Source organism: Anaeromyxobacter dehalogenans 2CP-C, from assembly GCF_000013385.1.
GTDB lineage: Bacteria > Myxococcota > Myxococcia > Myxococcales > Anaeromyxobacteraceae > Anaeromyxobacter > Anaeromyxobacter dehalogenans_B.
Window position 1 is genome coordinate 2,421,454 of the sequence record NC_007760.1, and the last position, 21,305, is coordinate 2,442,758.

At 75.3% G+C, this 21,305-nt stretch carries 25 protein-coding genes; 13 read left to right on the forward strand and 12 right to left on the reverse strand.

The genetic code is table 11. The features are described from left to right. Window positions 1-27: 27 nt before the first annotated feature. Together ADEH_RS11115 and ADEH_RS11120 are read right to left on the reverse strand one after the other, a co-directional pair. Complete coding sequence (locus ADEH_RS11115) at window positions 28-771, reverse strand: zf-HC2 domain-containing protein (protein ID WP_011421196.1); 744 nt, start codon at window positions 769-771, stop codon at window positions 28-30. Further along, window positions 758-1,291 (reverse strand): RNA polymerase sigma factor, encoded by a 534-nt coding sequence (locus ADEH_RS11120; protein WP_232287479.1) that lies wholly within the window; start codon window positions 1,289-1,291, stop codon window positions 758-760. The genes ADEH_RS11115 and ADEH_RS11120 overlap by 14 nt, the downstream gene beginning before the upstream one ends. A 176-nt stretch (window positions 1,292-1,467) precedes the next feature. Between ADEH_RS11120 and ADEH_RS11125 the strand changes: the two genes are divergently transcribed. The 4 genes from ADEH_RS11125 (at window position 1,468) to ADEH_RS11140 (ending at window position 4,618) form a co-directional block, all read left to right on the forward strand. Further along, window positions 1,468-2,676: a cytochrome c biogenesis protein CcdA gene (locus tag ADEH_RS11125; protein WP_011421198.1), complete on the forward strand. Its 1,209-nt coding sequence runs from the start codon at window positions 1,468-1,470 to the stop codon at window positions 2,674-2,676. A 162-nt stretch (window positions 2,677-2,838) separates the two neighbouring features. Further along, window positions 2,839-3,306 (forward strand): aminoacyl-tRNA deacylase, encoded by a 468-nt coding sequence (locus ADEH_RS11130; protein WP_011421199.1) that lies wholly within the window; start codon window positions 2,839-2,841, stop codon window positions 3,304-3,306. Window positions 3,307-3,596: 290 nt separating this feature from the next. After that, window positions 3,597-4,085: a membrane protein gene (locus ADEH_RS11135; RefSeq protein ID WP_041453497.1), complete on the forward strand. Its 489-nt coding sequence runs from the start codon at window positions 3,597-3,599 to the stop codon at window positions 4,083-4,085. A gap of 140 nt (window positions 4,086-4,225) precedes the next feature. Further along, window positions 4,226-4,618, forward strand: coding sequence for a hypothetical protein (locus tag ADEH_RS11140; RefSeq protein ID WP_011421201.1), 393 nt, complete (start codon window positions 4,226-4,228; stop codon window positions 4,616-4,618). A 19-nt stretch (window positions 4,619-4,637) separates the two neighbouring features. Here ADEH_RS11140 and ADEH_RS11145 read toward each other — a convergent pair whose 3' ends face one another. Both ADEH_RS11145 and ADEH_RS11150 read right to left on the reverse strand, forming a co-directional pair. Continuing rightward, complete coding sequence (locus ADEH_RS11145; RefSeq protein WP_011421202.1) at window positions 4,638-5,165, reverse strand: hypothetical protein; 528 nt, start codon at window positions 5,163-5,165, stop codon at window positions 4,638-4,640. A 160-nt stretch (window positions 5,166-5,325) separates the two neighbouring features. Beyond that, window positions 5,326-7,095, reverse strand: a complete 1,770-nt coding sequence (locus ADEH_RS11150; protein ID WP_011421203.1) for a hypothetical protein — start codon at window positions 7,093-7,095, stop codon at window positions 5,326-5,328. A 306-nt stretch (window positions 7,096-7,401) separates the two neighbouring features. Between ADEH_RS11150 and ADEH_RS11155 the strand changes: the two genes are divergently transcribed. Then, window positions 7,402-7,791, forward strand: coding sequence for a hypothetical protein (locus ADEH_RS11155; protein WP_011421204.1), 390 nt, complete (start codon window positions 7,402-7,404; stop codon window positions 7,789-7,791). Window positions 7,792-7,839: 48 nt separating this feature from the next. Here the strand turns inward: ADEH_RS11155 and ADEH_RS11160 are convergent, their stop codons facing one another. After that, a complete protein-coding gene (locus ADEH_RS11160; RefSeq protein ID WP_011421205.1) occupies window positions 7,840-9,201 on the reverse strand; it encodes an NAD(P)/FAD-dependent oxidoreductase in 1,362 nt (453 codons plus the stop codon). Window positions 9,202-9,551: 350 nt separating this feature from the next. On the opposite strand from ADEH_RS11160, the gene ADEH_RS11165 reads away from it, so the two are divergent. Next, window positions 9,552-10,277, forward strand: coding sequence for a DNA-3-methyladenine glycosylase I (locus tag ADEH_RS11165; protein WP_011421206.1), 726 nt, complete (start codon window positions 9,552-9,554; stop codon window positions 10,275-10,277). Here ADEH_RS11165 and ADEH_RS11170 read toward each other — a convergent pair. Next, window positions 10,274-10,684 carry a DUF3037 domain-containing protein gene (locus ADEH_RS11170; RefSeq protein ID WP_011421207.1) on the reverse strand — a complete coding sequence of 137 codons (411 nt, stop codon included), beginning with the start codon at window positions 10,682-10,684 and terminating at the stop codon, window positions 10,274-10,276. The two genes, ADEH_RS11165 and ADEH_RS11170, sit on opposite strands and share 4 nt — an antisense overlap. Next, complete coding sequence (locus ADEH_RS11175; protein ID WP_011421208.1) at window positions 10,662-11,441, reverse strand: HipA family kinase; 780 nt, start codon at window positions 11,439-11,441, stop codon at window positions 10,662-10,664. Before ADEH_RS11175 ends, ADEH_RS11170 begins: the two co-directional genes overlap by 23 nt. Window positions 11,442-11,524: 83 nt before the next feature. On the opposite strand from ADEH_RS11175, the gene ADEH_RS11180 reads away from it, so the two are divergent. Continuing rightward, on the forward strand, window positions 11,525-13,171 hold the full coding sequence (locus tag ADEH_RS11180; protein WP_011421209.1) for an ABC-F family ATP-binding cassette domain-containing protein: 1,647 nt from the start codon (window positions 11,525-11,527) through the stop codon (window positions 13,169-13,171). A 290-nt stretch (window positions 13,172-13,461) separates the two neighbouring features. Here the strand turns inward: ADEH_RS11180 and ADEH_RS11185 are convergent, their stop codons facing one another. Further along, window positions 13,462-13,917, reverse strand: coding sequence for a thioesterase domain-containing protein (locus ADEH_RS11185; protein ID WP_011421210.1), 456 nt, complete (start codon window positions 13,915-13,917; stop codon window positions 13,462-13,464). Between the two features lie 90 nt (window positions 13,918-14,007). On the opposite strand from ADEH_RS11185, the gene ADEH_RS11190 reads away from it, so the two are divergent. The 3 genes from ADEH_RS11190 to ADEH_RS11200 all read left to right on the forward strand — a co-directional run bounded on the left by ADEH_RS11190 (window position 14,008) and on the right by ADEH_RS11200 (window position 17,163). Continuing rightward, a complete protein-coding gene (locus ADEH_RS11190) occupies window positions 14,008-14,946 on the forward strand; it encodes a ketopantoate reductase family protein (RefSeq protein WP_011421211.1) in 939 nt (312 codons plus the stop codon). Further along, window positions 14,943-16,172, forward strand: a complete 1,230-nt coding sequence (locus ADEH_RS11195) for a DUF4032 domain-containing protein (RefSeq protein WP_011421212.1) — start codon at window positions 14,943-14,945, stop codon at window positions 16,170-16,172. Before ADEH_RS11190 ends, ADEH_RS11195 begins: the two co-directional genes overlap by 4 nt. Window positions 16,173-16,275: 103 nt before the next feature. Continuing rightward, the gene (locus tag ADEH_RS11200) at window positions 16,276-17,163 is read left to right on the forward strand and encodes a hypothetical protein (RefSeq protein WP_011421213.1); all 888 of its coding nucleotides are present in this window, start codon (window positions 16,276-16,278) and stop codon (window positions 17,161-17,163) included. A gap of 33 nt (window positions 17,164-17,196) precedes the next feature. Here ADEH_RS11200 and ADEH_RS11205 read toward each other — a convergent pair whose 3' ends face one another. Then, a complete protein-coding gene (locus ADEH_RS11205) occupies window positions 17,197-18,042 on the reverse strand; it encodes a putative RNA methyltransferase (RefSeq protein WP_011421214.1) in 846 nt (281 codons plus the stop codon). Between the two features lie 57 nt (window positions 18,043-18,099). Between ADEH_RS11205 and ADEH_RS11210 the strand changes: the two genes are divergently transcribed. Beyond that, window positions 18,100-18,513 carry a hypothetical protein gene (locus ADEH_RS11210; protein ID WP_011421215.1) on the forward strand — a complete coding sequence of 138 codons (414 nt, stop codon included), beginning with the start codon at window positions 18,100-18,102 and terminating at the stop codon, window positions 18,511-18,513. Between the two features lie 25 nt (window positions 18,514-18,538). Here the strand turns inward: ADEH_RS11210 and ADEH_RS11215 are convergent, their stop codons facing one another. After that, window positions 18,539-18,769, reverse strand: a complete 231-nt coding sequence (locus ADEH_RS11215; RefSeq protein WP_011421216.1) for a hypothetical protein — start codon at window positions 18,767-18,769, stop codon at window positions 18,539-18,541. 268 nt (window positions 18,770-19,037) lie between these two features. On the opposite strand from ADEH_RS11215, the gene ADEH_RS11220 reads away from it, so the two are divergent. Further along, window positions 19,038-19,454 (forward strand): bactofilin family protein, encoded by a 417-nt coding sequence (locus tag ADEH_RS11220; protein WP_011421217.1) that lies wholly within the window; start codon window positions 19,038-19,040, stop codon window positions 19,452-19,454. Window positions 19,455-19,493: 39 nt separating this feature from the next. Beyond that, window positions 19,494-20,111, forward strand: coding sequence for a 1-acyl-sn-glycerol-3-phosphate acyltransferase (locus ADEH_RS11225; RefSeq protein ID WP_011421218.1), 618 nt, complete (start codon window positions 19,494-19,496; stop codon window positions 20,109-20,111). A 2-nt stretch (window positions 20,112-20,113) separates the two neighbouring features. Here the strand turns inward: ADEH_RS11225 and ADEH_RS11230 are convergent, their stop codons facing one another. Both ADEH_RS11230 and ADEH_RS11235 read right to left on the reverse strand, forming a co-directional pair. Continuing rightward, entirely contained in the window at window positions 20,114-20,662 is a 549-nt protein-coding gene (locus ADEH_RS11230; protein WP_011421219.1) for a hemerythrin domain-containing protein, read from the reverse strand. A 2-nt stretch (window positions 20,663-20,664) separates the two neighbouring features. Continuing rightward, window positions 20,665-21,099 (reverse strand): PAS domain S-box protein, encoded by a 435-nt coding sequence (locus tag ADEH_RS11235; protein WP_011421220.1) that lies wholly within the window; start codon window positions 21,097-21,099, stop codon window positions 20,665-20,667. Window positions 21,100-21,305: the final 206 nt, after the last annotated feature.

Consider the following 21,305-nt stretch of genomic DNA (forward strand, 5'->3'; position numbering starts at 1 on the left):
GCCGGTCGAACCGCGGGCGGTCCCCGGTCAGCCGCGCGGCGCGTCGAACAGCGCCAGGAGCGCCGGCGGGTCCAGCTCCGACACCGCCAGCGCCGGCCGCCCCAGCGGCACCGCGCAGATCCGCTCGCCGAGCGGCCCCGCGGTGCAGCTCGCGCCGCCGCGCGACACGCGCTCCACCGCCGCCGACGCCGGCGAGCCGGCCCCTGGCACGAGCACGGTGAGCGCGCGCTCGCCCACCCGGTACAGGAGGTGCGCGGCCGGCTGCCCGCCCAGCGCGCACCGCCGCGCGCCCAGCAGCGTCGCGCCGGGCAGATCCGGCACCGGGACCGAGAAGCCCAGCGCGCCCTCCAGCCAGGAGGCCACCGCGCCCGCGTCGCGCGACTCGAACTCGCACGGCGAGGCGCGGGAGAACGAGCGCAGGTGCGTGCGCTCCGCGTCGGAGGCGAGGCCGCGGTCCAGCCCCACCCCGCCCCGCCCCGCCAGCCAGGCGCCGCCGGCGACCCCGCCCGCCACGAGCGCGAGCCCCGCCGCGAGCGCCGCCGCGCGGAGGGCCGGCCGGACCCGTCGCCGGGCCGGCAGGCCATGCTGCGCCCGGGCCAGGCCCGCGCCGCGCCGGAGCGCCGCGCCGAGGCGCCCGAAGGCCGCCGCCGCCGCCGCGCAGCCCGGGCAGCCGGCGAGGTGGGCCTCCACCCGCACCCGCTCCATCCGCTCCACCTCGCCGTCGAGCCAGGCCGAGACCCGCTCGTTCCACTCCGGGCTACAGGCCGACATGGCGGTCCTCCGCGCGCAGGCGGCCGGCGAGCTCCCGCCGCGCCCGCGCCAGGCGCGAGCGCACCGTGCCCACCGGGCACCCCTGCACCCGCGCGATCTCCTGGTACGACAGCTCCTCCACCTCGCGCAGCCACAGCGCCTCGCGCCACTCCGGCGGGAGCGCGCCGAGCGCCGCCGCGAGCCCGTCGCCGAGCGCGCGGGCCAGCAGCGCCTCCTCGGCGGTGGGGGCGGCGTCCGGCGTCGCCTCCGCGGCGCGCCCGCCCTCCAGCACCTCCAGCCGCGGCCGCAGCCCGCGCACCGCGTTCAGGTGGATGGAGCGCTGCAGCGTGCCGAGCCAGCCGCGCAGGCGGGCCGGGTCGCGCAGCTCCGCCTGGCGCTCCAGCGCGCGCACCAGCGTCTCCTGCACCAGGTCGTCCGCGTCGGCGGCGTTGCGCGCGAGGCGGCGCCCGTTCCGGCGGAGGAACGGGACCTGCGCGAGCGCACGCTGGAGGAAGCCGCCGGGCACCGGTGGGTGAGACACGCGAAACCGCGAAAAGGTTCCCGGCGAGAGGCGGCGGGCCCGCCGGGGCGCGTCGTTCCGGGAACTTTCCGGGCGCCCGGCCGTGTCCGGGGGTGCGCCGGCCCGCGCTCGCGGGCGGCCGGGGCCTCCCACATCGGCCCCGTGACGCCGGGCCCGCGCCCGGGGAGAATCCATCGATGGGCTTCGATCTGCCCGGCCTGTTCGGCGCCGGGATCCTCACCTTCGCGTCCCCCTGCGTCCTCCCGCTGGTCCCGGTCTACCTGTCGCTGCTGGGCGGCGCCTCGGTGGACGCGCTCCGCCGGGGCGAGCGCCCGCGCGGGCTGGTCCCGTCGGCGATCGCGTTCTCGCTCGGCCTCGCCGCGGTGTTCGTGGCGCTCGGCGCCGGCGCGAGCGCGGCGGGCGAGGCGCTCTCGGCGCACCGGGACGCGCTGCTCGCCGTGTCCGGCGCGCTGGTCGTCGCGCTCGGCCTGAAGGTGCTCGGCGTGCTCCGGCTGCCCGCGCTCGACGTGGAGCGGCGGCCGTGGCTGGCGCGCGTGCGGCCCGGCGGCTCGCTCGCCGCGTCGTTCGCGTTCGGCGGCGCGTTCGCGCTCGGCTGGACCCCCTGCGTCGGCCCGGTCCTCGGCTCGGTGCTCACCTGGACCGCGTCCGCCGGCGCGAGCCCGGCCCGCGGCGCGCTCTACCTCGGCACGTACGCGGCGGGGCTGGTGACGCCGCTCGTCCTCACGGCGGTGTTCGCGGGCCGCGCGCTCGGCTGGCTCGACCGGCTGAAGCGGCAGCTGCCGCGGCTCGAGAAGGCGACCGGGCTGCTGCTGGTCGGCGCCGGGATCCTGCTCGCGTCCGACCGGCTCATGCTGCTCATGCCGCGGGCCGGCGGCGGCGCGCCGGCGGAGCAGGTCGCGGCGGGCGTTCCCGCGGTTCCGGCGGTCCCCTCGACGCCATCCGTCGCGGCCGCCAAGCCCGACGCGGCCGGCGAGCCCGCGGTCTGCACCGACGCGTCCTCGGCCGCCTGCGCGGTCGCCGTGCCCGACGCCGCCGGCGCGGCCCCCGCGCAGCTCGCGCCGCGGCACGGCCCGGCGCTGGTGGAGATCGTGAGCCGGAGCTGCCCGGTGTGCCGGCGGATGGAGCCGGTGGTGGCGGCCGCGGAGCACGGCTGCCCGGGGGCGCGGGTGGAGCGGCACACGGTGGAGACGCCCGAGGGCGCGGCGCTGGCGCGGGCGCACCGGGTGGTGGCGGTGCCCACGTTCCTCGCGCTCGACGGCGCCGGCCGCGAGGTGCAGCGCCTGGTCGGCGAGCAGCCGCTCGAGACGCTCGTGGACGCGCTGCAGCGCCTCTCCGGCCGGCTGTGCCAGGCCGCGCCGGCGGCGCCGCGGCCCGCCGCGGGCTGAGCGGCCCGCCGCGGCCTGAGCGCTGCGCCGCGCGCCCCGTGGGCACGCCCGCCCGCGGCAACCCCGAAGACCCACCCTCGCCCTCAGAAGCGGGCGCGCCGCGACCTGGCAACGGGGGCACGATCGTGGCGTAGCCATCTCTCGAGACGGGAGCGAACGGTCATGATCCCGATGATGATCGAGGCGCACCTGAAGGAGCATCACCGGGGGTACGAGCTGCACACGCACCCCTTCGCCATGTCCGCGCAGGACCTCGCCGCCACCGAGCACATCTCCGGCCACCGCGTCGCGAAGGCGGTGGTGGTGCGGCTCGACGGCCGGTACGCGCTCGCGGTGGTGTCGGCCGCCGAGAAGGTCCGGCTCGGCGTGCTCGAGGAGGCGACGGGCGCCGCCGCCGAGCTGGTCCCCGAGCACGAGCTCGCGGAGCACTTCCGCCCGTGCGACCCCGGCGCCGAGCCGCCGCTCGGCCTGTTCGGCGTGCCGATCTTCGTGGACGCCACGCTCGCCCACGCGCCGCGGCTGCTCATGCCCGCCGGCACCTACATGGACTCGGTCCTGCTCGACACCGCCGAGTGGATGCGCTGCGAGCAGGTGCAGCCGGTCGCCAACCTGGGCGCGCCGGTGCACTGAGGCGCGTCCCCGCTCCCGACCCAGAGTCGTTTGCCGTTCCGGACCTGACCCGCTCCCGACCCAGAGTCGTTCGCCGTTCCGGACCTGGAGTCGTGCACCGGGCGGGGCACGCCACGGCGTGCCGTGGATTCACGCCCTCCGGGGGCGCCAAACGACTCTGGGTCGGGGGACGGGGCACGTAAGTGCTCGGTTCCACTGGGGGCCCGGGCGGACCGTGGGTGGTGCGGCGCATGCAAACCCGGGAGGTGGATGCCCGGCGCCCGCACGCCGGCCCGGCCCGGAGACGCTCCATGAAGAAGCCCGCCCTGCTCGCCCTCGCGCTGGTCCCGACGCTGCTCCTCCCCGCCTGCGTGACGACGACCACCACCACGCGTACCTGGGGAGACCCGTACGGCAATGGCGGCGACTGGGTCCGCTACGGCCGCGTCGAGTCGATCCGCGAGGTGGTCCAGAAGCAGCAGGGCAACCCCGGCGCCGGCGCCGTGGCCGGCGCGGTGATCGGCGGCCTGCTCGGCAGCGCCCTCGGCGGCCACACGCACTACGACCGCTACGGCTACGCGCACACGCACGCGAGCGCGGGCGGCGCGGTCGTCGGCGCGGTCGGCGGCGCCATGATCGGCGCGGCGGCCAGCCAGGGCTCGAACGCCGAGTACCGCAGCTACGAGGTGTTCGTGCGCTACGAGGACGGCGGCGTGGAGCGCTACGTGTACCAGGGCTACGCGCCGTTCCGCGTGGGCGACGCGGTGGCGCTCACGGCGAGCGGCCTCGCCCGCGAGTAGCCCCTCGCCGGCGCCCGAGGCGCACGCAGCCTCGCGCGTCCGGCGCGCGCTGCGGCGGCCGCGCCCTCCACACCGGGGGTGAACCCGGCGTTCCGGGGCGCGGCGCCCGGCCGCGCTTCCCGCGGGTGTAGGATGCCGCCATGGCCACCGTCCGCGCCCGGCTCCTCGCGGCCGGCCGCGCCGCCCGCGGCGCGACCCTGCTCCTCGCCTCCGCCCTCGCGTGCGCCGGCCCGCCGGCCGCCACCGCGCCGCTGCCGGAGCGCCGGACCGCCCTCGCCCGCCCGGAGCAGGATCCGGCGCTGCGGTCCCTGCCGCTGGACGAGCGCCTGCTGACCGGCGCCGAGCGCGTGGTGGTGCGGCTCTCGCCCGGCCCGCGCGGCGGGGTCCGGCTGGTGGAGGTCGTCTCGCCGGACCTCACGCCCGCGGAGCGCGCCGATCTCGCGCGCGCCATCGAGGCCGGCGAGGTGAAGCCGGAGACCGGGCCGGAGCGCCAGGGCACGAGCTGGACCAGCACCGTGCTCCGCCGGCGCTGATCACCGGCCCGGTGGCCGCTCAGCGCCCATCCTGGGTGGGATCGGGGTTCGAGGTCCCCGACCAGCCGCCCGTGGCGGTGTCGCCGCCGGACGACGTGCCGCCCCCCGCGTGCGACTCCACCTGGCCCTCCGTCGGCGGCGCGGGCGGCTCCACCGGGCTCTCGGCGCTCGCGCCGGACGCGGCGCCCACCTGCCCGCCCGCGGTCGTGCCGCGCTCGGCCCCGGTCCCGCCCCGCGGTCCGTGCACCGCACGCCGGAGCTCCTGCGCGCTGCGCTGCTGCGGGACGGCCTTGCGCGCGCCCGGCGTTCCGGCCGCCTCGCCGCCCTTCGCGCGCGGCGCCTGCCTCGCGCCGGGCTTGGAACCGGCCTTGGCGCCGGGCTTCGCGGCCTTCGCGCCGGCCTTCGGGTCGGCGGGGCGCTGCGCGCGCTCGCCGCTCGCCGGCCCGCGGCCGTCCTGCTGCGCGCGCTCCCCCTGCGCCCGCGCGCCGGACGCGAGCAGCACGCCCGCCGAGAGGGTCGCCCAGATCGCCCATCGCCGCCCCATCATGATCGCCTCCGCCCGCGGCGAACCCGCCGCGCTCCCTCACGGTGGGGAGCGGCGGGCGGCTTCGCAGCGGCGGCGGGCGCCCGGACGGCGGGCGCCGGGGCGAGCGCTCCGGGCGACGGAGCGGCGGCGAGCGCTTCCGCGCCCGCCGCACGTCGGCGGCTCACCCCAGCTCGAGCCAGGAGAACCACACCGGGTGGTTCGCCTTGTACCACTCGAGCACGCGGCGGACCGCCTCCTGCTTGTGGCGCGGCACCACCTTCTCGTCCACGCGGTCGAAGTGGACGCGGATCTTCTCGCGATCGTGCTCGAGCGCCTGCGAGAACATGGTCTGCAGCTCGTTCCGGATCCGGCCCGAGTCGGAGATCTTCACCGGCCGCTGCGTGTGGTCCACCCCGGACATGAAGCGCACCAGCAGCGGGCTGAAGACGTGCCGCGCCTGCTCGAGGGGTTCCATCAGCCGGAACGTGAACGCGATCTCCGCGGACGCGTTGTGCGTGGCGAGCCGGGTGGTGACCCGGTAGACGCCGTCGCGCACCTTCGTGACGCCCGGGCTCCCGGTGTACGGGTCGTCGCACATGTACCCGGTGCTCGCGAGCACGCGCCAGCTCTTCTCCGGCAGGAAGTCGGCCGCGCGCAGCACCCGCCGCCCGAGCGGCATGTTGGAGGACTCCGCCTCGCGGATGGCCTCCGCGTAGCTCTCGACCTTGCCCACCTCGAGCTCGCGCCCGCCGAACACCTCGGCGAGCTTGCGCCCGAAGTCCGGCGCGGCCGGGTCGAGCTGCATGATCCGCCCCTCGGCGTCGCAGGGCAGCTCGAACGACGGCGAGAACGGCGCCATGGTGGTCTCGACGTCGAGCACCTCCGAGAGGCTGGCCGCCTGGACCGCCTCGGCGGTCGCGGCGTAGCCGTCGGTGAGGAACACGTGCGTCGCGCCCTCGGCGTCCTTCCAGCTCCCCACCAGGAACGTCGGCGCGTAGGTGCCCGAGTCGGTGAACACCTCCACGCCGGACGGCGCCTTCCAGCCGTCCTCGACGAGATCCACGCCGAGCGACTTCCACTCCTCCCACAGCTTCCCGAGCCGGGCCACGCGGCTCTTCCCGCGCAGCGTCCACACGTGGACGTTCTCGCGGCGGATGCCGGGGTACGTCGCCTCGATCGCCTCGACGACCTGGCGGCGCGGGGTGCGGTAGTCGAGCAGCACCGAGGCGCGCTCGGCCGACTGCGCCACCGCGCGCGGCACGGTGAGGCTGCCCATGTACGACTCGTACGGCCGCGACATGGTCAGCGGCGAGTCGAACAGGTGGAACACCGCCATCGGCCCGGTGGGCTTCCCCTCGGCGAAGCGCGAGGTGTTCTCGAGCGTGTCCACCGCGGCGCCCCACACCGTGATGCCGCGCTTCTGCAGCCAGGCGTAGAAGTCCACGAACGAGTGCGAGGGGTCGTTGAGCAGGCGGCGCACCGCGCGATCGACCAGCCGCGCCACCTCGGGCCGGGCGTACACGCGCCCGAAGCCGAGCAGCGGGTTCGCGCCCATCTCCGGCGTCTCGCCGGCCTTCGGCATGAGCCCCTCGCCCAGCGACACCATGATGGCGTGGTTCTCGGGGAGCGTGCGGGTGAGGTGCCAGAGCCCCTCGCTCATCACGTAGGCGCTGATGGCGTCGGCGCCCTTCTTCACCTGGTTGTAGGTGGACTTGTCCTTGCCCGCGCCGCCGCCGTAGTCGCCGAACAGCCGCGTGCCGAGCGCGGTGGCGGCCGAGGTCATGGCCAGGCAGCGCGCGATGCCGCGCGGCGTGAAGGAGAAGGCCGAGACCGGCTCGCTCTGCGCGCGCTCCACCTCGACGTCCTCCAGCCAGAGGTGGAAGCGGAGGAGCACGGGCCGGGTGTCGAACGCCCACTGCGCGACCAGGTTTCGCTTTTCCGTGTCGGTCACAGGATCTCCGGAAGGTGCGGCCGCGGCGGTGCGGCGCGGCGGCATTGTAGAGGAAGGTCGGGCACTTTTGGGTCAGGATCGAAAAGCCGTCAATCCGGACTTCGAGTGACGGTGGGATCCCTCGATCCGGTGGCCAACGCCCCCTGCGGCCCGCGTGGACCCGCCGCGCCCCGGCCTGTCGAGACGCCGGCGCAGCACGGTCCGGCGCCGCGCCACCGCGGCCCGCGCCCGCACGCACCCGGGGCGTCCGTGCGGCGGGGCATCGCCCGGACCGAGTGTCCACCGTCATGAGACGAGGGCTCGATCATGACTGCGCAGCTCATCTCGCCCACGATCCACGGCATCCTCGATTACCTGCTCGGAGCGGTGCTCGTCGTGGCCCCCTCCGTGCTCGGACTGCCCACCGGCCCCGCGGTCATCGCGTACGCGGTCGGCGGCGCGCACCTCGCCATGTCGCTCCTCACCGGCTACGCCCCCGGCGCCCTGCGCGTGATCCCGTTCTGGGCGCACGGCGCGGTCGAGGCGGCCGGCTGGGCCGGGCTGCTCGTGTTCCTCGGCCTGCTCACCGCCCCGGCCGACGGGCTGTTCCTCGCGTCCGGCGTGGGGATCCTGGTCGTCTCGGCGCTGACCGACTACGGCGTCGAGACGGACGGCGTCCGGCTGCGCGCGCGGCGGCACGCGCACGCGCGGCCCTGAGGCGCGAGACCGGCCACCCCTGGTCGCGCCGGCCGGCCGGCGGCGCGCTCAGTCCCGCGGGCGCTCCGCGTCGCTCTCGTTCGGCGGCCAGGCGTCCACGTCCGGCGGGGCCACGCCCGCGACGGCGCGGAAGCGGATCTCCTCCGGCGTCTCGAGGATGAGCCGCGCCCCGCGCTTGAACGTGAGGTAGTGCCAGAACCACTGGAACAGCACCGAGGCGCGGTTCCGGAAGTCGATGAGGAACCAGATGTGGATGAACAGCCAGGCGAGCCAGGCCAGGTAGCCGCTGATGCGGATGCGCCAGAAGCCGGCCACCGCGTGCCCGCGCCCCACCGTCGCCATGACGCCCTTGTCGAAGTAGGCGAACGGCTTGCGCGGCCGGCCGCGCAGCGTCGCGAGCAGGTTGCGCCCGGCGTGGCGGCCCTGCTGGATGGCGGCCGGGGCGACGCCCGGGATGGCGGCGCCGTGCTTGTCGCGGGCCAGCGCCAGGTCACCCACGACGTAGATCTCCTCGTGGCCCGGCACCGTCAGATCCGCGTTCACCGGGACGCGGCCGGCCGGGTCGAGCGGCACGCCCAGCGTCCGCGCCAGCGGGGCCCCGGCCACGCCCGCGGCCCAGAGCACCGTCCGCGCCGCCACCCGCTCCTCGCCCACCTGCACGCCGCGCGGGTCGATGCCGGTCACCCGCTTGCCGGTCCACACCTGCACGCCGAGCCGCTCCAGATCGCGCTGGGCCGCCGCCGAGAGGCTGGGCGGCAGGGCCGGCAGCACGCGCTCGCTCCCCTCGATCAGGATCACGCGCGCGCGCTCGGTGGAGACGGTGCGGAAGTCGCGAGGGATGGTGAAGCGCGCGATCTCGGCCAGCGCCCCGGCCAGCTCGACGCCGGTGGGCCCGCCGCCCACCACCACGAACGTGAGCAGCGCCTCGCGCCGCTGCCGATCCGGATCCGCCTCGGCGCGCTCGAAGGCGGTGAGCACGCGGCGCCGGATCTCGAGCGCGTCCTCGAGCGTCTTCAGGCCCGGCGCGAAGCGGGCCCACTCGTCGTGGCCGAAGTAGGAGTGCGTCGCGCCGGCCGCGACGACCAGGTAGTCGTAGTCGAGCGCGTAGCCGTCGGCGAGGCGAAGCCGGCGCTGCTCCGGCTCGATCGCCGCCGCCTCGGCGAGCAGCGTCCGCACGTTGCGCTGGCGCGAGAGCACGTGGCGGATGGGCTCGGCGATGTCGGCGGGGCTCAGCGCGGCGGTGGCCACCTGGTAGAGGAGCGGCTGGAACAGGTGGTGGTTGCGGCGGTCCACCAGCGTGATGCGGACCCGCGCGCCGGCCAGCTCGCGCGCCGCGTACAGCCCGGCGAACCCCCCGCCCACGATCACCACGTGCGGCGTGTGCTGCTCCTTCTGCTGCTGCGGATCCACGCCGCCTCCTTGCCCGCGGCCTGTATACACCGGCCCGCCGCGCCCCGGGGGAGCGCGCCGCCCGCGCCCGGTGCGACACGCGGCCGCCGCCCGGCCCGCCCCTCCTCCTCCTCCCGTTCCCAGAGTCATTTCCTCCCGCCTCCCCTCCCCGACCCGGCCCCGGCCCTTCCCCTACCCCCCTTCCCCGACCCAGAGTCATTTTCGGGCCTCTGCCGGACGCCTCGACGCCGCGCCGCCTTCCCCCCCGACCCAGAGTCATTTCCGGGTCCCTGCCGGCGCCTTGACGCCGCCCCCGCGGGCCGGCAGGTTCCGCGCACGGCGCCGCCGCCGCACCGGCGCGGGAGGACCCGATGCCCCAGCACGCTCACGCGCTCGACGACGGCCTCGCCGCCGGCCCCGACGGGCGGCCGCGCTGCGGCTGGGGCGTCTCGGCCGCGGACTACGTCCGCTACCACGACGAGGAGTGGGGCTTCCCCGTCTCGGACGACCGCCGCCTGTTCGAGAAGCTGTGCCTGGAGGGCTTCCAGTCCGGGCTGTCGTGGCTCACCATCCTGCGCAAGCGCGAGGCGTTCCGGGCCGCGTTCGCCGGCTTCGACTTCGAGAAGGTGGCCGGCTTCGGCGCCCGCGACGTGGCGCGCCTGCTCGGCGACGCCGGCATCGTGCGCCACCGCGGGAAGATCGAGGCCACGCTGAACAACGCGCGGCGCGCCTGCGACCTCGCCGAGGAGGCCGGCTCGCTCGCGGCCTACTTCTGGCGGTTCGAGCCGGCGAAGGCGTCGCGGCCGGAGCGGGTCACCTGGGCGGCGCTCCGGGCGCAGCCCGTCACCGCGGAGTCGAAGGCGCTCTCTCGCGACCTGAAGCGGCGCGGCTGGGCCTTCGTCGGCCCGACCACCTGCTACGCGTTCATGCAGGCGATGGGGCTCGTGAACGATCACCTCGACGGCTGCGCGCTGCGCGGCCGGGTCGAGCGGGCGCGGCGCGGGTTCGAGCGGCCGACCGTGGCCCCGGGGCCGGCGGCGGAGCCCGAGCCGGCACGCGGGCGGGCACGGGCCGCAGGCGGCCGGGCGCGCCGCTAGCGAGGATCCTCGGCGGGCGCGGGCGGGCGCACCAGCCGCTCGAAGAGCCGCTCCAGCGCGCGCGCCGGGTCGTCGCACAGGCCGGAGTGGACCGGGGAGAGCTGCACCATGGTGCTGCGCGGCGCGGTGAGCCAGTGGAAGCGCTCCCGCACCGACAGCGCGCCGATGGGCCCGGCGTCCGGCCCGCCCGCGCAGATGCGCGGGATGGCCTCGAGGTGGGCGGCGATCGCGTCCAGATCGGCGTGCGGGCAGAGCGCCGTCACCCGCGCGCGGTCCAGCTCCACCCGCGCGCCCAGGAAGCCGCGCTCCAGGCAGAACAACACCACGCCCGCGTTCACGAACTCCTCCCGCTCGACGCGCGGGACGACGCGGACCACCGCGTAGTCAAACGAGCTTCGCGCGGGCACGCTCGGCCTCCTCGACGAACGCGGGCGCCGCGGCCAGGCGGCGCGACAGGTGATCGACGTACGCGGCGCGGTGCGCGGCCGGCGTGCCGAAGCGGGGGACGCCCTCCAGCCAGGCGTCCGGCACCTCGTCGAGCGCGCGGGCGATGGCGCCGTCGGCGAGCCGGGGCGAGAGCCGGTCGCCCGCCGCGGCCAGCTCGCCCGCGAACGGCAGGAGCACGTGCTGGCCGACCATCGGAAACGGCGCGCGGGCCGGATCGGCGGCGCGGTCCCAGTCGTGGTGGAAGTAGAGCGCGGCGCCGTGGTCGATGAGCCACAGCCGGCGATGCCACCGGAGCAGGTTCGGGTTGCGCACCGTGCGATCCACGTTCGTCACCAGCGCGTCGAACCACACCACCTCCGAGGCCTCGGCGGGCGACGGCGGCGGATCGGCCACCGGGTCGAACGTCAGGCTGCCGGGCAGGTAGTCGAGGCCGAGGTTCTCGCCCGCGCTCGCCTTCAGCAGGTCGCGGATCTCGCCGTCCGGCTCGTTGCGGCCGAGCGCCGGGTCGATCACCACGCGCACCCGCTCGGGCACGCGCAGCCCGGCGGCCTCCGCGAGCGCGCCCGCGACCACCTCCGCCACCAGCGCCTTCGGCCCTTGCCCCGCCCCGCGGAACTTCACGACGTACAGGCCGTCGTCGTCGCCCTCCACGATCGCCGGCAGGGAGCCGCCCTCGCGCAAGGGGGTGACGTAGCGGGTCGCGACCACCGTCCTCATGGCGGGCACCGTAGCGCAGGGCCCGCGCGCCGTCGACGTGCCGGCTTGAACCGGGGCGTGCGGCGTGCGAGAACGCGCGCCTCGTGATCCGCCTCGACGCCATCTCCAAGCAGCACGGCAACCAGCTCCTGTTCGTAGAGGCCTCCGCCGTCGTCCATCGCGGCGAGAAGGTCGGCCTCGTCGGCCCGAACGGCGCCGGCAAGTCCACCCTGTTCCGCCTCATCACGCGCGAGGAGGCGCCCGACGAGGGCCAGGTCTCCATCGACCGCGGCGTGACCGTCGGACACTTCTCGCAGGACGTCGGGGAGATGTCCGGCCGGACCGCGCTCGCCGAGACCATGGACGGCGCCGGCCCCGTGTCGGAGGTCGCCGCCGAGCTGCACGCGCTCGAGCACGCGCTCGCGGACCCGGAGCGCGCGGACGAGATGGAGGCGCTGGTGGAGCGCTTCGGCCACGTCCAGGCGCGGTTCGACGAGCTGGGCGGGTACGCGCTCGAGGCGCGGGCGCGGGAGATCCTGGCCGGCCTCGGCTTCACGCAGGAGATGATGGACGGCGACGTCGGCGCGCTCTCCGGCGGGTGGAAGATGCGCGTGGCGCTGGCGCGGATCCTGCTCATGCGGCCCGACGCCATGCTGCTCGACGAGCCCTCCAACCACCTCGACCTCGAGTCGATCATCTGGCTGGAGGAGTTCCTGCGCGGCTACGAGGGCGCCATCCTCATGACCTCGCACGACCGCGAGTTCATGAACCGCGTGGTCGGGAAGATCATCGAGATCGACGCCGGCACGCTCACCACCTACTCCGGCGACTACGACCTGTACGAGCGCGAGCGGGCCGTCGCCGACCAGCACCAGCAGGCCGCGTTCGACCGGCAGCAGGCCATGCTGAAGAAGGAGCTCGCGTTCATCGAGCGGTTCAAGGCGCGCGCCTCGCACGCCGCGCAGGTGCAGTCGCGGGTGAAGAAGCTCGACAAGATCGAGAAGGTCGAGCCGCCCAAGGTGCGGCGCACCGTGGACTTCGAGTTCAGGCCGCCGCCGCGATCCGGCGAGGACGTGGCGAAGCTCGCCGGCGTGGTGAAGCGGTACGGCGACCGGACCGTGTACGGCGGACTCGACTTCCTGGTCCGCCGCGGTGAGCGCTGGTGCGTGCTCGGCGCGAACGGCGCCGGCAAGTCCACGCTCCTGCGGATGGTCGCGGGCGAGTCGCAGCCGGACGCCGGGGCGGTGACCATCGGCGGCAGCGTGAAGATGGGCTACTTCGCGCAGCACGCCATGGAGCTGCTGCGCGCGGACGAGACGGTGTGGGACGCGCTCCAGCGGACGTTCCCGCGCGCGTCGGTCGGATCGCTGCGGACGCTCGCCGGCTGCTTCGGCTTCTCCGGCGACGAGATCGAGAAGCGCTGCAAGGTGCTCTCCGGCGGCGAGAAGGCCCGCCTCGTGCTCGCGACGCTGCTCTACGACCCGCCCAACTTCCTCGTCCTCGACGAGCCCACCAACCACCTCGACGCCGCCACCCGCGAGATGCTCGTGCGGGCGCTCGCCGGCTACGAGGGGACGCTCCTGTTCGTCTCGCACGACCGCCGGTTCCTGGCGGCGCTGTCGAACCGCGTGCTGGAGCTCGGGCCCGACGGCCCCGTCCCGTACGGGGGCGGGTACACCGAGTACGTCGCCCGGACCGGCCGCGAGGCCCCCGGCCTGCGCGCCGCCCCCGGCCGCGGCGCGAGGGCGTAGCCCGAGCGCACGGTCCCGTCTCTCCCCGCCTTTCCCGAACCCAGAGTCATTCGCCGGCTCGAAGTTCGGCGTTGCAACACCGCGGAAACACGGTGCCCGGCCACGTCTCGGTCCGGTCCCGGACCCAGAGTCGTTTGCCGGCTGACAGCCCGCCGCCAGGGCCGCGGAAGCGTGTTGAGCGCGCCGGGGCCACACATACCCGATTCGGGGTCGATGAATGACTCTGGGTTCGGAGGCAATGACTCTGGGTCGGGGATCGATCGATCGACGGGCCGAGCGCCGACGCCCGACTATCCCGGCTCCGCCCCGCGGAGGGCTACGTAGACGCCCTCGTGACGGCCGCCGGCGCGACCGCCGCAGGCCACCTCGCCCTCAACGGTGATGCGGGCACGGGAGTGGCGGGCGAGGGTGGAGAGGAACCGGTCCCACTGCGCGGGCGCCGGCAACCGGGCGGAGGCGGTGAAGTCGCCCTCGATCGGCTCCAGGAAGTCGAGCGCGCTCCGCTGGATCACGAGCCGGACCTCGAGGCCGCGCTCGCGCAGCGCGAGGTGCAGGACGGCCCAGCCGGCGAGGATGGCCAGCGCCGAGAGGCTGCCGCCGAACGCCGTGCCGCGGTGGTTCAGGTTGGGCGCGAGCGGCGCCGACAGCCGGATGGCGCTGCCGTCCCACGCCTCCACCCGCGCGCCCAGCGCCTGCGTGATCGGGATGTGCTCGTGGAGGTAGGCGGTGATCTCGTCGTGGCGCATGGCGCGATGGATACCGCGGAAGGCGGCGGGGCGCCGCGCTTCCATGCAGGATGCACCGCGCGAGGCGACCTTCGCGGTTACCATGCACGCATGCGGCGCATCGAGAGCGTGGTGGTGTGTGGCGTGGGGGCGGTGGGCGCGGCCGCGGTCGAGCGGCTGCACTCCATGGATCCGGCGTGCGTGACGGTCGTGGCGGACGGCCGGCGCCGTGAGCGGCTCCAGCGCGAGGGCCTCACCGTCAACGGACGGCGGTTCTCGCCGCGGGTGGCGGCGCCGGCCGAACTGACGCCGGCGGGTCTCCTCCTCATCGGCGTGAAGCACGGGGACCTCGCGGCCGCGGTCGAGGATGCCCGCGCCGCGGTCGGTCCGCGGACGGTCATCGTGTCGCTCCTGAACGGGATCTCGAGCGAGGCGACGCTCGCCGACGCGTACGGCGCCGACAAGGTGCTCCCGGCCTTCCTCGTCGGAAACGACGTCGTGCGCGAGGGGACGCGCGTCCGCTACCAGAACATCGGACGGCTCGTCTTCGGCGCGCCCTCGAACGACCCAGCCGACCCGCGCGTCGTCGCCGTCAAGGACCTGCTCGACCGCGCCGGCATTCCGTGCCAGGTCGCCGCCGACATCCGGCGCGAGCAGTGGTGGAAGTTCATGCTGAACGTGGGTGTGAACCAGGTGTCGGCCCTGCTCCGCGCGCCCTACGGCGCGTTCCGGCTCGAGCAGGTCCGCGCGCTCGCCCGCCAGGCGGCGCTCGAGGTGGTCGCCGTCTCCCGGCACGAAGGCGTCGGACTCGAGCCGGCGGACGTGGAGCGGATCTTCCCGGTCATCGGCGGGCTCGCGCCTGCGGGCAAGACCTCGATGCTGCAGGACGTGGAGGCGGGCCGGAAGACCGAGGTGGAGATCTTCGCGGGCACCGTGGTCGAGCTCGGCCGCCGGCACGGGGTCCCGACGCCGGCGAACGCCTTCCTCGGCCAGGGCATCGCGGCGCTCGACGCGCTCGCGGCCGCGCGCGCCGCCGGGGACGTCCCATGACCGGCCACCCCGGGCTCGTCGGCCTGCAGGTCCGGCCCGGCCACCCGGACTTCCTCGACCTGCCGTGGGATCTCCCCCTGGCGCGCTGGGGCGAGCGGTGCGCGCGGATCGTGGAGGTGACGCGCGGGGTCTCGCGGCACGACGTGCTCTTCCTCCAGTACGACCGGGCGCTGTACGTCGTGAAGGAGCTGCCGCCGGCGCTGGGCGAGCGGGAGTACGGTGCGCTGCGCTGGCTCGAGGACCGCGAGCTCCCGGCGGTCGTCGCGGCGGGGCACGCCCACGTCCGGACCGGCGAGGGGGACGCGAGCGTGCTCATCACGCGGTTCCTCGACCGGTCGCTGCCGTTTCGAACCCTGTTCGAGAACGCCGGGCTGGAGACGTACCGCGCGCGCCTGCTCGACGCGATCGCAGGGCTGCTGGTCCGGCTCCACCTCGCCGGCTTCTACTGGGGCGACTGCTCGCTCTCGAACACGCTGTTCCGCAGGGACGCGGGCGAGCTGCGCGCGTACCTGGTGGACGCCGAGACCGCGGAGATGCACGAGCCCCTCTCTGACGGCCAGCGGCGCCACGACGTGGACATCCTGGAGGAGAACGTCACCGGCGACCTCCTCGACGTCGCCGCCATGCTGGGGCTCGCGCCGCCGCCCTGGCTGTACGAGACCGGCGCTGCGCTGCGCGCCCGCTACGAGCGGCTGTGGAGCGAGATCACGCGCGAGGAGATCATCTCCGCCGGCGAGAGCTGGCGCATCCACGAGCGCATCCGTGCGCTGAACGCGCTCGGGTTCACGGTGGGAGAGGTGAAGCTGGAGGCGACGGGCGACGGCAGCCGCCTCCGAATGCGGGCGGTGGTCACCGACCGCGACTACCACCGCGACCTCTTGCACGCGCTCACCGGCCTCGTGACGGAGGACCGGCAAGCGGCGCTCATGGTGAACGAGATCCAGGAGCTGCGCGCCACGCTCGTGCGCCGCGAGAACCGGAGCGTGGCGCTCGCCGTCGCCGCCTACCGCTGGCTCAACGAGCGCTGGTTGCCCGCGATCCGCAAGCTCGCTCCCCGCCCCGGCACCGATCCCGCGGAGCTGTACTGTCAGCTGCTCGAGCACAAGTGGTACCTCTCCGAGCGCGCCCGTCGCGACGTCGGCTTCGACGCCGCGCTCGACGACTGGCTGCGGCGCTTCCCACCCCCCGCGCCGTCCGCTCCGCTCCCTCCACCCGACCCAGAGTAGTTTTTCGCGGACGCGGGTCCGTCGCGCGGACCGTTCCCAGCGCCGAACGTCGCTCCAGGACGCTGTTTTCGCGCGGCACGCCCGGTGCCTGGGGCGACGCCCCATGACCGCGCCCCGCCAGATCTGCCCTGGAAAGACGTACTTCGTGACGCGCCGCTGCACTCAGCGCCAGTTCCTCCTCCGCCCTTCGCCCGAAACGAACGCCCTGTTCGGCTACGTGCTCGCGGTCGCCGCGGCACGAACCGGCGTCCTCATCCACACGTGCGTCGTCATGTCGAGCCACGTGCACCTCGTGCTCACCGACCCCGAAGCGCGCCTCCCCGAGTTCTCGCAGTACCTCTGGTCGCTCGTCGCTCGCGCGCTGAACGCGTCCCACGGGCGCTGGGAGTCGTTCTGGGCCCCGTCCAGCTACAGCGCCGTCCAGCTCGAGACCGACGAGAGCGTCGTGCGGGAGACGGTGTACGCGCTCGCAAATCCGGTGAAGGCCGGGCTGGTGCGTTCGGGACGCGAGTGGCCGGGCCTGTGGTTGGCCCCCGAGCACGTCGGGGCGACGATGGCCTTCGAGCGGCCCGCGTTCTTTCGCGCCGAGGGCCCCATGCCCGAGTACGCCCAGCTCACGCTCACGCCGCCGCCAGGCTTCACGGCGGACGAGTACCGTACCCAGGTCGAGGTGGAGCTCGCGGCGCGCGAGGAGGACGCGCGCGCGGCGGTGTCGTCCAGCGGACGGGGATTTCTCGGGATCCGGCGCGTGCTCGCGCAGGACCCGACGGCCTCCCCCAGGACGCACGAGCCGCGCCGCAACCTGAGCCCGCGGGTCGCCGCGCGCGACCGCTGGCGCCGGATGGAGGCGCTCGCCCGCCTGCGATCGTTCCAGAGCGCCTATCGCGACGCGCGAGCGCGCTTCAGCGCCGGGGTGCGCGATGCGCTGTTCCCGGCCGGCACGTACCTGCTCCGCGTGACGCACGGCGTACGGTGCGAGGCCCCTTCGTAGCGCGCCGATGCGACCTCCCGGCGTCCGCCGCGGTCACGCCGCGCTCGCCGTGGGCCGGTACACCTGCACCTGGACGGCTGCCGTCACTCGAACGGGCTCGTCGAGCGCGGCGACGCGCGCGGCGAGGACCTCGGCGGCGGTGTGGTGGGCGGACGGGCCCATCCGCGCGACGGCGATCACGTCCGCACGCGCGAGCGAGAGCGTCCAGGCGAGCGGCTCCGACGAGGCGAGCGCGAATCGACCCTCCAGCGCCTCCGAGACCCGTCGTGCCTTGTTGGGATCGACCTCGATCAGCCCGAGCGGCCCGCGCAGCTCGGCGAGGTGCGCAGGCGCGGGCGTGACGAGCAGCAGCGCGCCATCGGGCGCCAGCACGCGCCGGAACTCGGCGGCGTTCCGCGGCGCGAAGACGTCGAGGACCAGCGCGGCGCACGCGTCCGCGACGGGCAGCGGCTCCCATGCGTCAGCGATGACGGCGGCGAGGCGCGGATGTGCCCGCGCAGCCCGCCGCGCCGCGTAACGGGAGAGATCCAGCGCGAGGCCGAACCGATCCGGAAGCGCCTCGAGCACGGAGCGGAGGTGATGTCCCGTGCCGGCGCCGACCTCCAGCACGAGGCCGTCGCGCCCGGCGTGCTCCTCGGCCGCCCGAGCGAGCGCGGCCCCGAGCGGCGCGAAGAGCCCCGCGCCGAGGAACGTCTCCCTGGCGGCTATCATCGCAGCGTCGTCGCCGGTTCCCGGCGAGCGGCCGCGGAGCAGGTTCACGTACCCCTGGCGTGCGAGATCGAACGCGTGCCCCGCCGGACAGCGCAGGGCGCCGGGAGCCGCGGCGAGCGGCGCCTTGCAGATCGGGCAGCGCAGGTGTCGGAGGACCTCGGGGAGCACGGGTCGCGGATGATACGCGAATCCCACCCGGTCGCCCCGACGCGCTACGCTTCTCGCATGCGCCTCGCCTCCCACCTCACCGGCATCGGCCTGGCCGCCCTCGCCGCCGCCACCGCGGGCCTCGCGGCCTGCTCCTCGTCCGCGCCCTACACGCTCGGGGCCGCAGCCGTGAACACGAGCCTCGCGCTCGGGGTGGCTGCAGGCCAGCGCGCCAGCGGTGGCTGCTATGCGACCTGCACCGGCGGCACGGTGTGCAACCCGGTCAACGGCATGTGCGAGGCCGCTGCGGCGGAGCAGGTGTGCCAGGAGGCGCCGGGCGGCGGGATGCGGTGCGTGCCGGTCTCGGTCCGAGGCCTGACCCGCGAGAAGGAAGGCGGGCAGGTGCCGCCGCCGGTGCGGGCCGGCGTGTCGCCCGCCACCGGAACCGTGGCGCCGCCGCCGAACGAAGCGTCCCCGCGCACCGCGCCTTGAGACGCGCGCATCGCGCGCACCGGATTCAGGGCTCCGGGTCCTCGGGCGCGCTCGCGGCCTCGGGGTCCGTCGCCGCTGCTTCGGCCGAGGTCCTTCCAGGGCCTGCTCCGGGCGGCCAGACGGGGGCCGGCACCTGGCCGTCCTGGAACTTCACCTTGCCGACGAGGATGCAGCCCTTCATCCCCGGACGGCAGTACGCGCCCGCGACCTTCTTGCAGATGCCCTTCAGCTCGTAGCGGCAGCTCCAGGAGCTCAAGATCCCTCAGGAGGCGGTCCACCCGGGAGGTAGCCCGCCGGCGCAGGCCGCGGCGGGCGAAACGACTCTGGGTCGGGTGGTGTTGGGGTCGGGTGGTGCGGGACAGTTTAGCCGAACGGGGCGGCGGCGCACTCCCGCGGTGGCGCCAGGCGCGGGCGGGGCCTCGCCTGCTTCGGGGTTCGACGCTGGCCGCGCCGGCGGCGGGTGCCTAACTCACAGCGCGGCCGGGTGGACCCGGCCGACCGACCGCGTGAGGAGAGCACCACCCATGGCCATGATCCCGAAGCGCGACGACCCCATGCAGGCGCCGGCCGGAGACCTGCTGCTGGGCAAGGGCGTCGAGTTCGACGGCAAGCTCACCTTCGCCGGGACCGTCCGCATCGACGCGAAGTTCACGGGCTCGATCACCACCGAGGACGTCCTGGTCGTCGGCGAGCAAGCCCGCATCGACGCGCAGATCACCTGCGGCACGGTCATCGTCCACGGCGAGGTGAACGGCGACATCAAGGCGAAGACCTCCGTCGAGCTGCACCACACGGCGCGCGTCCGCGGCGACATCGAGACGCCGTCGCTCTCCATCGAGAAGGGCGTCGTCTTCCAGGGCTCCACCCGCATGCCGGGCGCCGGCGGAGAGCGCGGCGGCGGGCCGGTGAAGTCCGTGGCGCCGCCCGCGGGCGCGCCATAGCCGCTCGGCCCGGCCGCCGGCGGTGTAGCATCCGGGCGAATGCCCGGCTCCCCCTCCCCGGCTCCGCGCCCGCCCGTCCACCCGTCGCTCGTCCAGCGCTGCGCCCGGAGCATCCTCCGCGCCGCCGGCTGGCGCGTGGACCTGCCCTGGCCGTCCACCCCGCGCTGCGTGATCGTCGTCTACCCGCACACGTCCAACTGGGACTTCGTGCTCGGTTACCTCGCGAAGCTCGCTACGGCGCTGCCGGTGCGGTGGGTGGGAAAGCACTCCCTGTTCCGTCCGCCGTTCGGCGCCCTGCTCCGGCGGATGGGCGGCATCCCCGTGGACCGGAGCGCGCCCTCCGGCTTCCTCGCGCAGCTCGGCCGCGAGCTGGCCGAGGCGCCGTGGATGTGGCTGGCGCTCGCGCCGGAGGGCACGCGCGCGCGCACGGATCACTGGAAGTCCGGCTTCTACCGGCTGGCCCTCGCCGCGCGCGTTCCGGTGGGCCTCGCGTCCATCGACTATCGCAGCCGGACCATCGCCCTGTCCCGGTACCTCGACCTGACCGGCGACGAGGCGACGGATCTCGAGGCGATCCGGGCCGCCTACGCCGGCAAGATCGGCCGTCACCCCGCCCAGGCGAGCGACATCCGGTTCCGCCCCGGCGCCACGCCCTGAGGTCAGGGCGTCGTCTGCCCGGAGGCCTCGGCGACCCCGCGGCGCGCGCGGATCTCGCGGACGATCTCGGCGTCGATCGCGCCCGCCAGCAGCCGCCGCATGGCGGGGAAGATGATCTCCTCCTCGCGCCGCAGGTGGATCTCGAAGTGACGCTCCAGCTCGCCGACCGCGGCGCCCATCCCGCCGGCGAGCGCCGCGTGACGCGACGGATCGCGGGCGACCGTCTCGCAGGCGGCGACCAGCCGGCCCAGGGGCTCCTCGTGCTCGGCGTGCTCGTGGGCCATCGACGCGAGCGCGGCGTCCACGGCGGCCTCGCGCCCGCGCAGCCGCGGCAGGATGGACTCCTCCTCGTCCTGCGCGTGCAGCGGCAGCGCCTGCGTGAAGTAGCGGCGCACCCGGGTCGCCGCCTCCGGCACCTCGGCGAGCTGATCCGGCCGCGCCTCGGCCACCCGGCGCCCGAGCGCCAGGAACTGCCGGATGCGGTCGTGGCACTCGAGCAGGAGGTCCACCGCGTCCGCGGGCGCCGCCCGCTTTCCGATCACGTTCAGCATGGTCACGTCCCCGCCTTGGCCTCCAGCTCCTTCACGCGCCGCGCGAGCTCCCGCTCGCGCTGAAAGCGCTTCGTCACGTCACGGATGATCGCGAGCGGTCCGAGCAGCTCGCCGCCCGCGGTCCGCAGCATCTGGATCGTGAACTCGATCGAGATGTTCCGGCCGTCCTTCGTGATCGCCGGCACCGCGAGCACGTCGCCCGCGCCGTAACGGCTCTTGCCGGTCTGCATGGTCTTCGTGTAGCCGTCCCAGTGCCGGCCGCGGAGCCGCTCCGGGATGATGATGTCCATCGACTGGCCCAGCGCCTCGGCGGCGGTGAAGCCGAAGATCGCCTCCGCGCCCGCGTTCCAGATCCGGATGCGCCCCTCGCGATCCCCGAGGACGAACGCGTCCGGGCTGCCGTCGACGATCTGCTGGTAGATGGCCGTGTCGGTCATTCGGCTCCTCTGCGGGCGGGCGGGCGCTCGGGCACCCGTCCGGAAGGGGCTGCATGGCGGCCGCCAAATGACTCTGGGTCGGGTCGAGACGACCGAGAGTCGTTGGGAGCGGTGGCAACCTTCCCGCAGTGCGAGCCCCCTGCCATCGACCGGACCAGTCCAATTTCGCGGACTTAACGCCCCATCCCCGATTGGGCCACCCATTG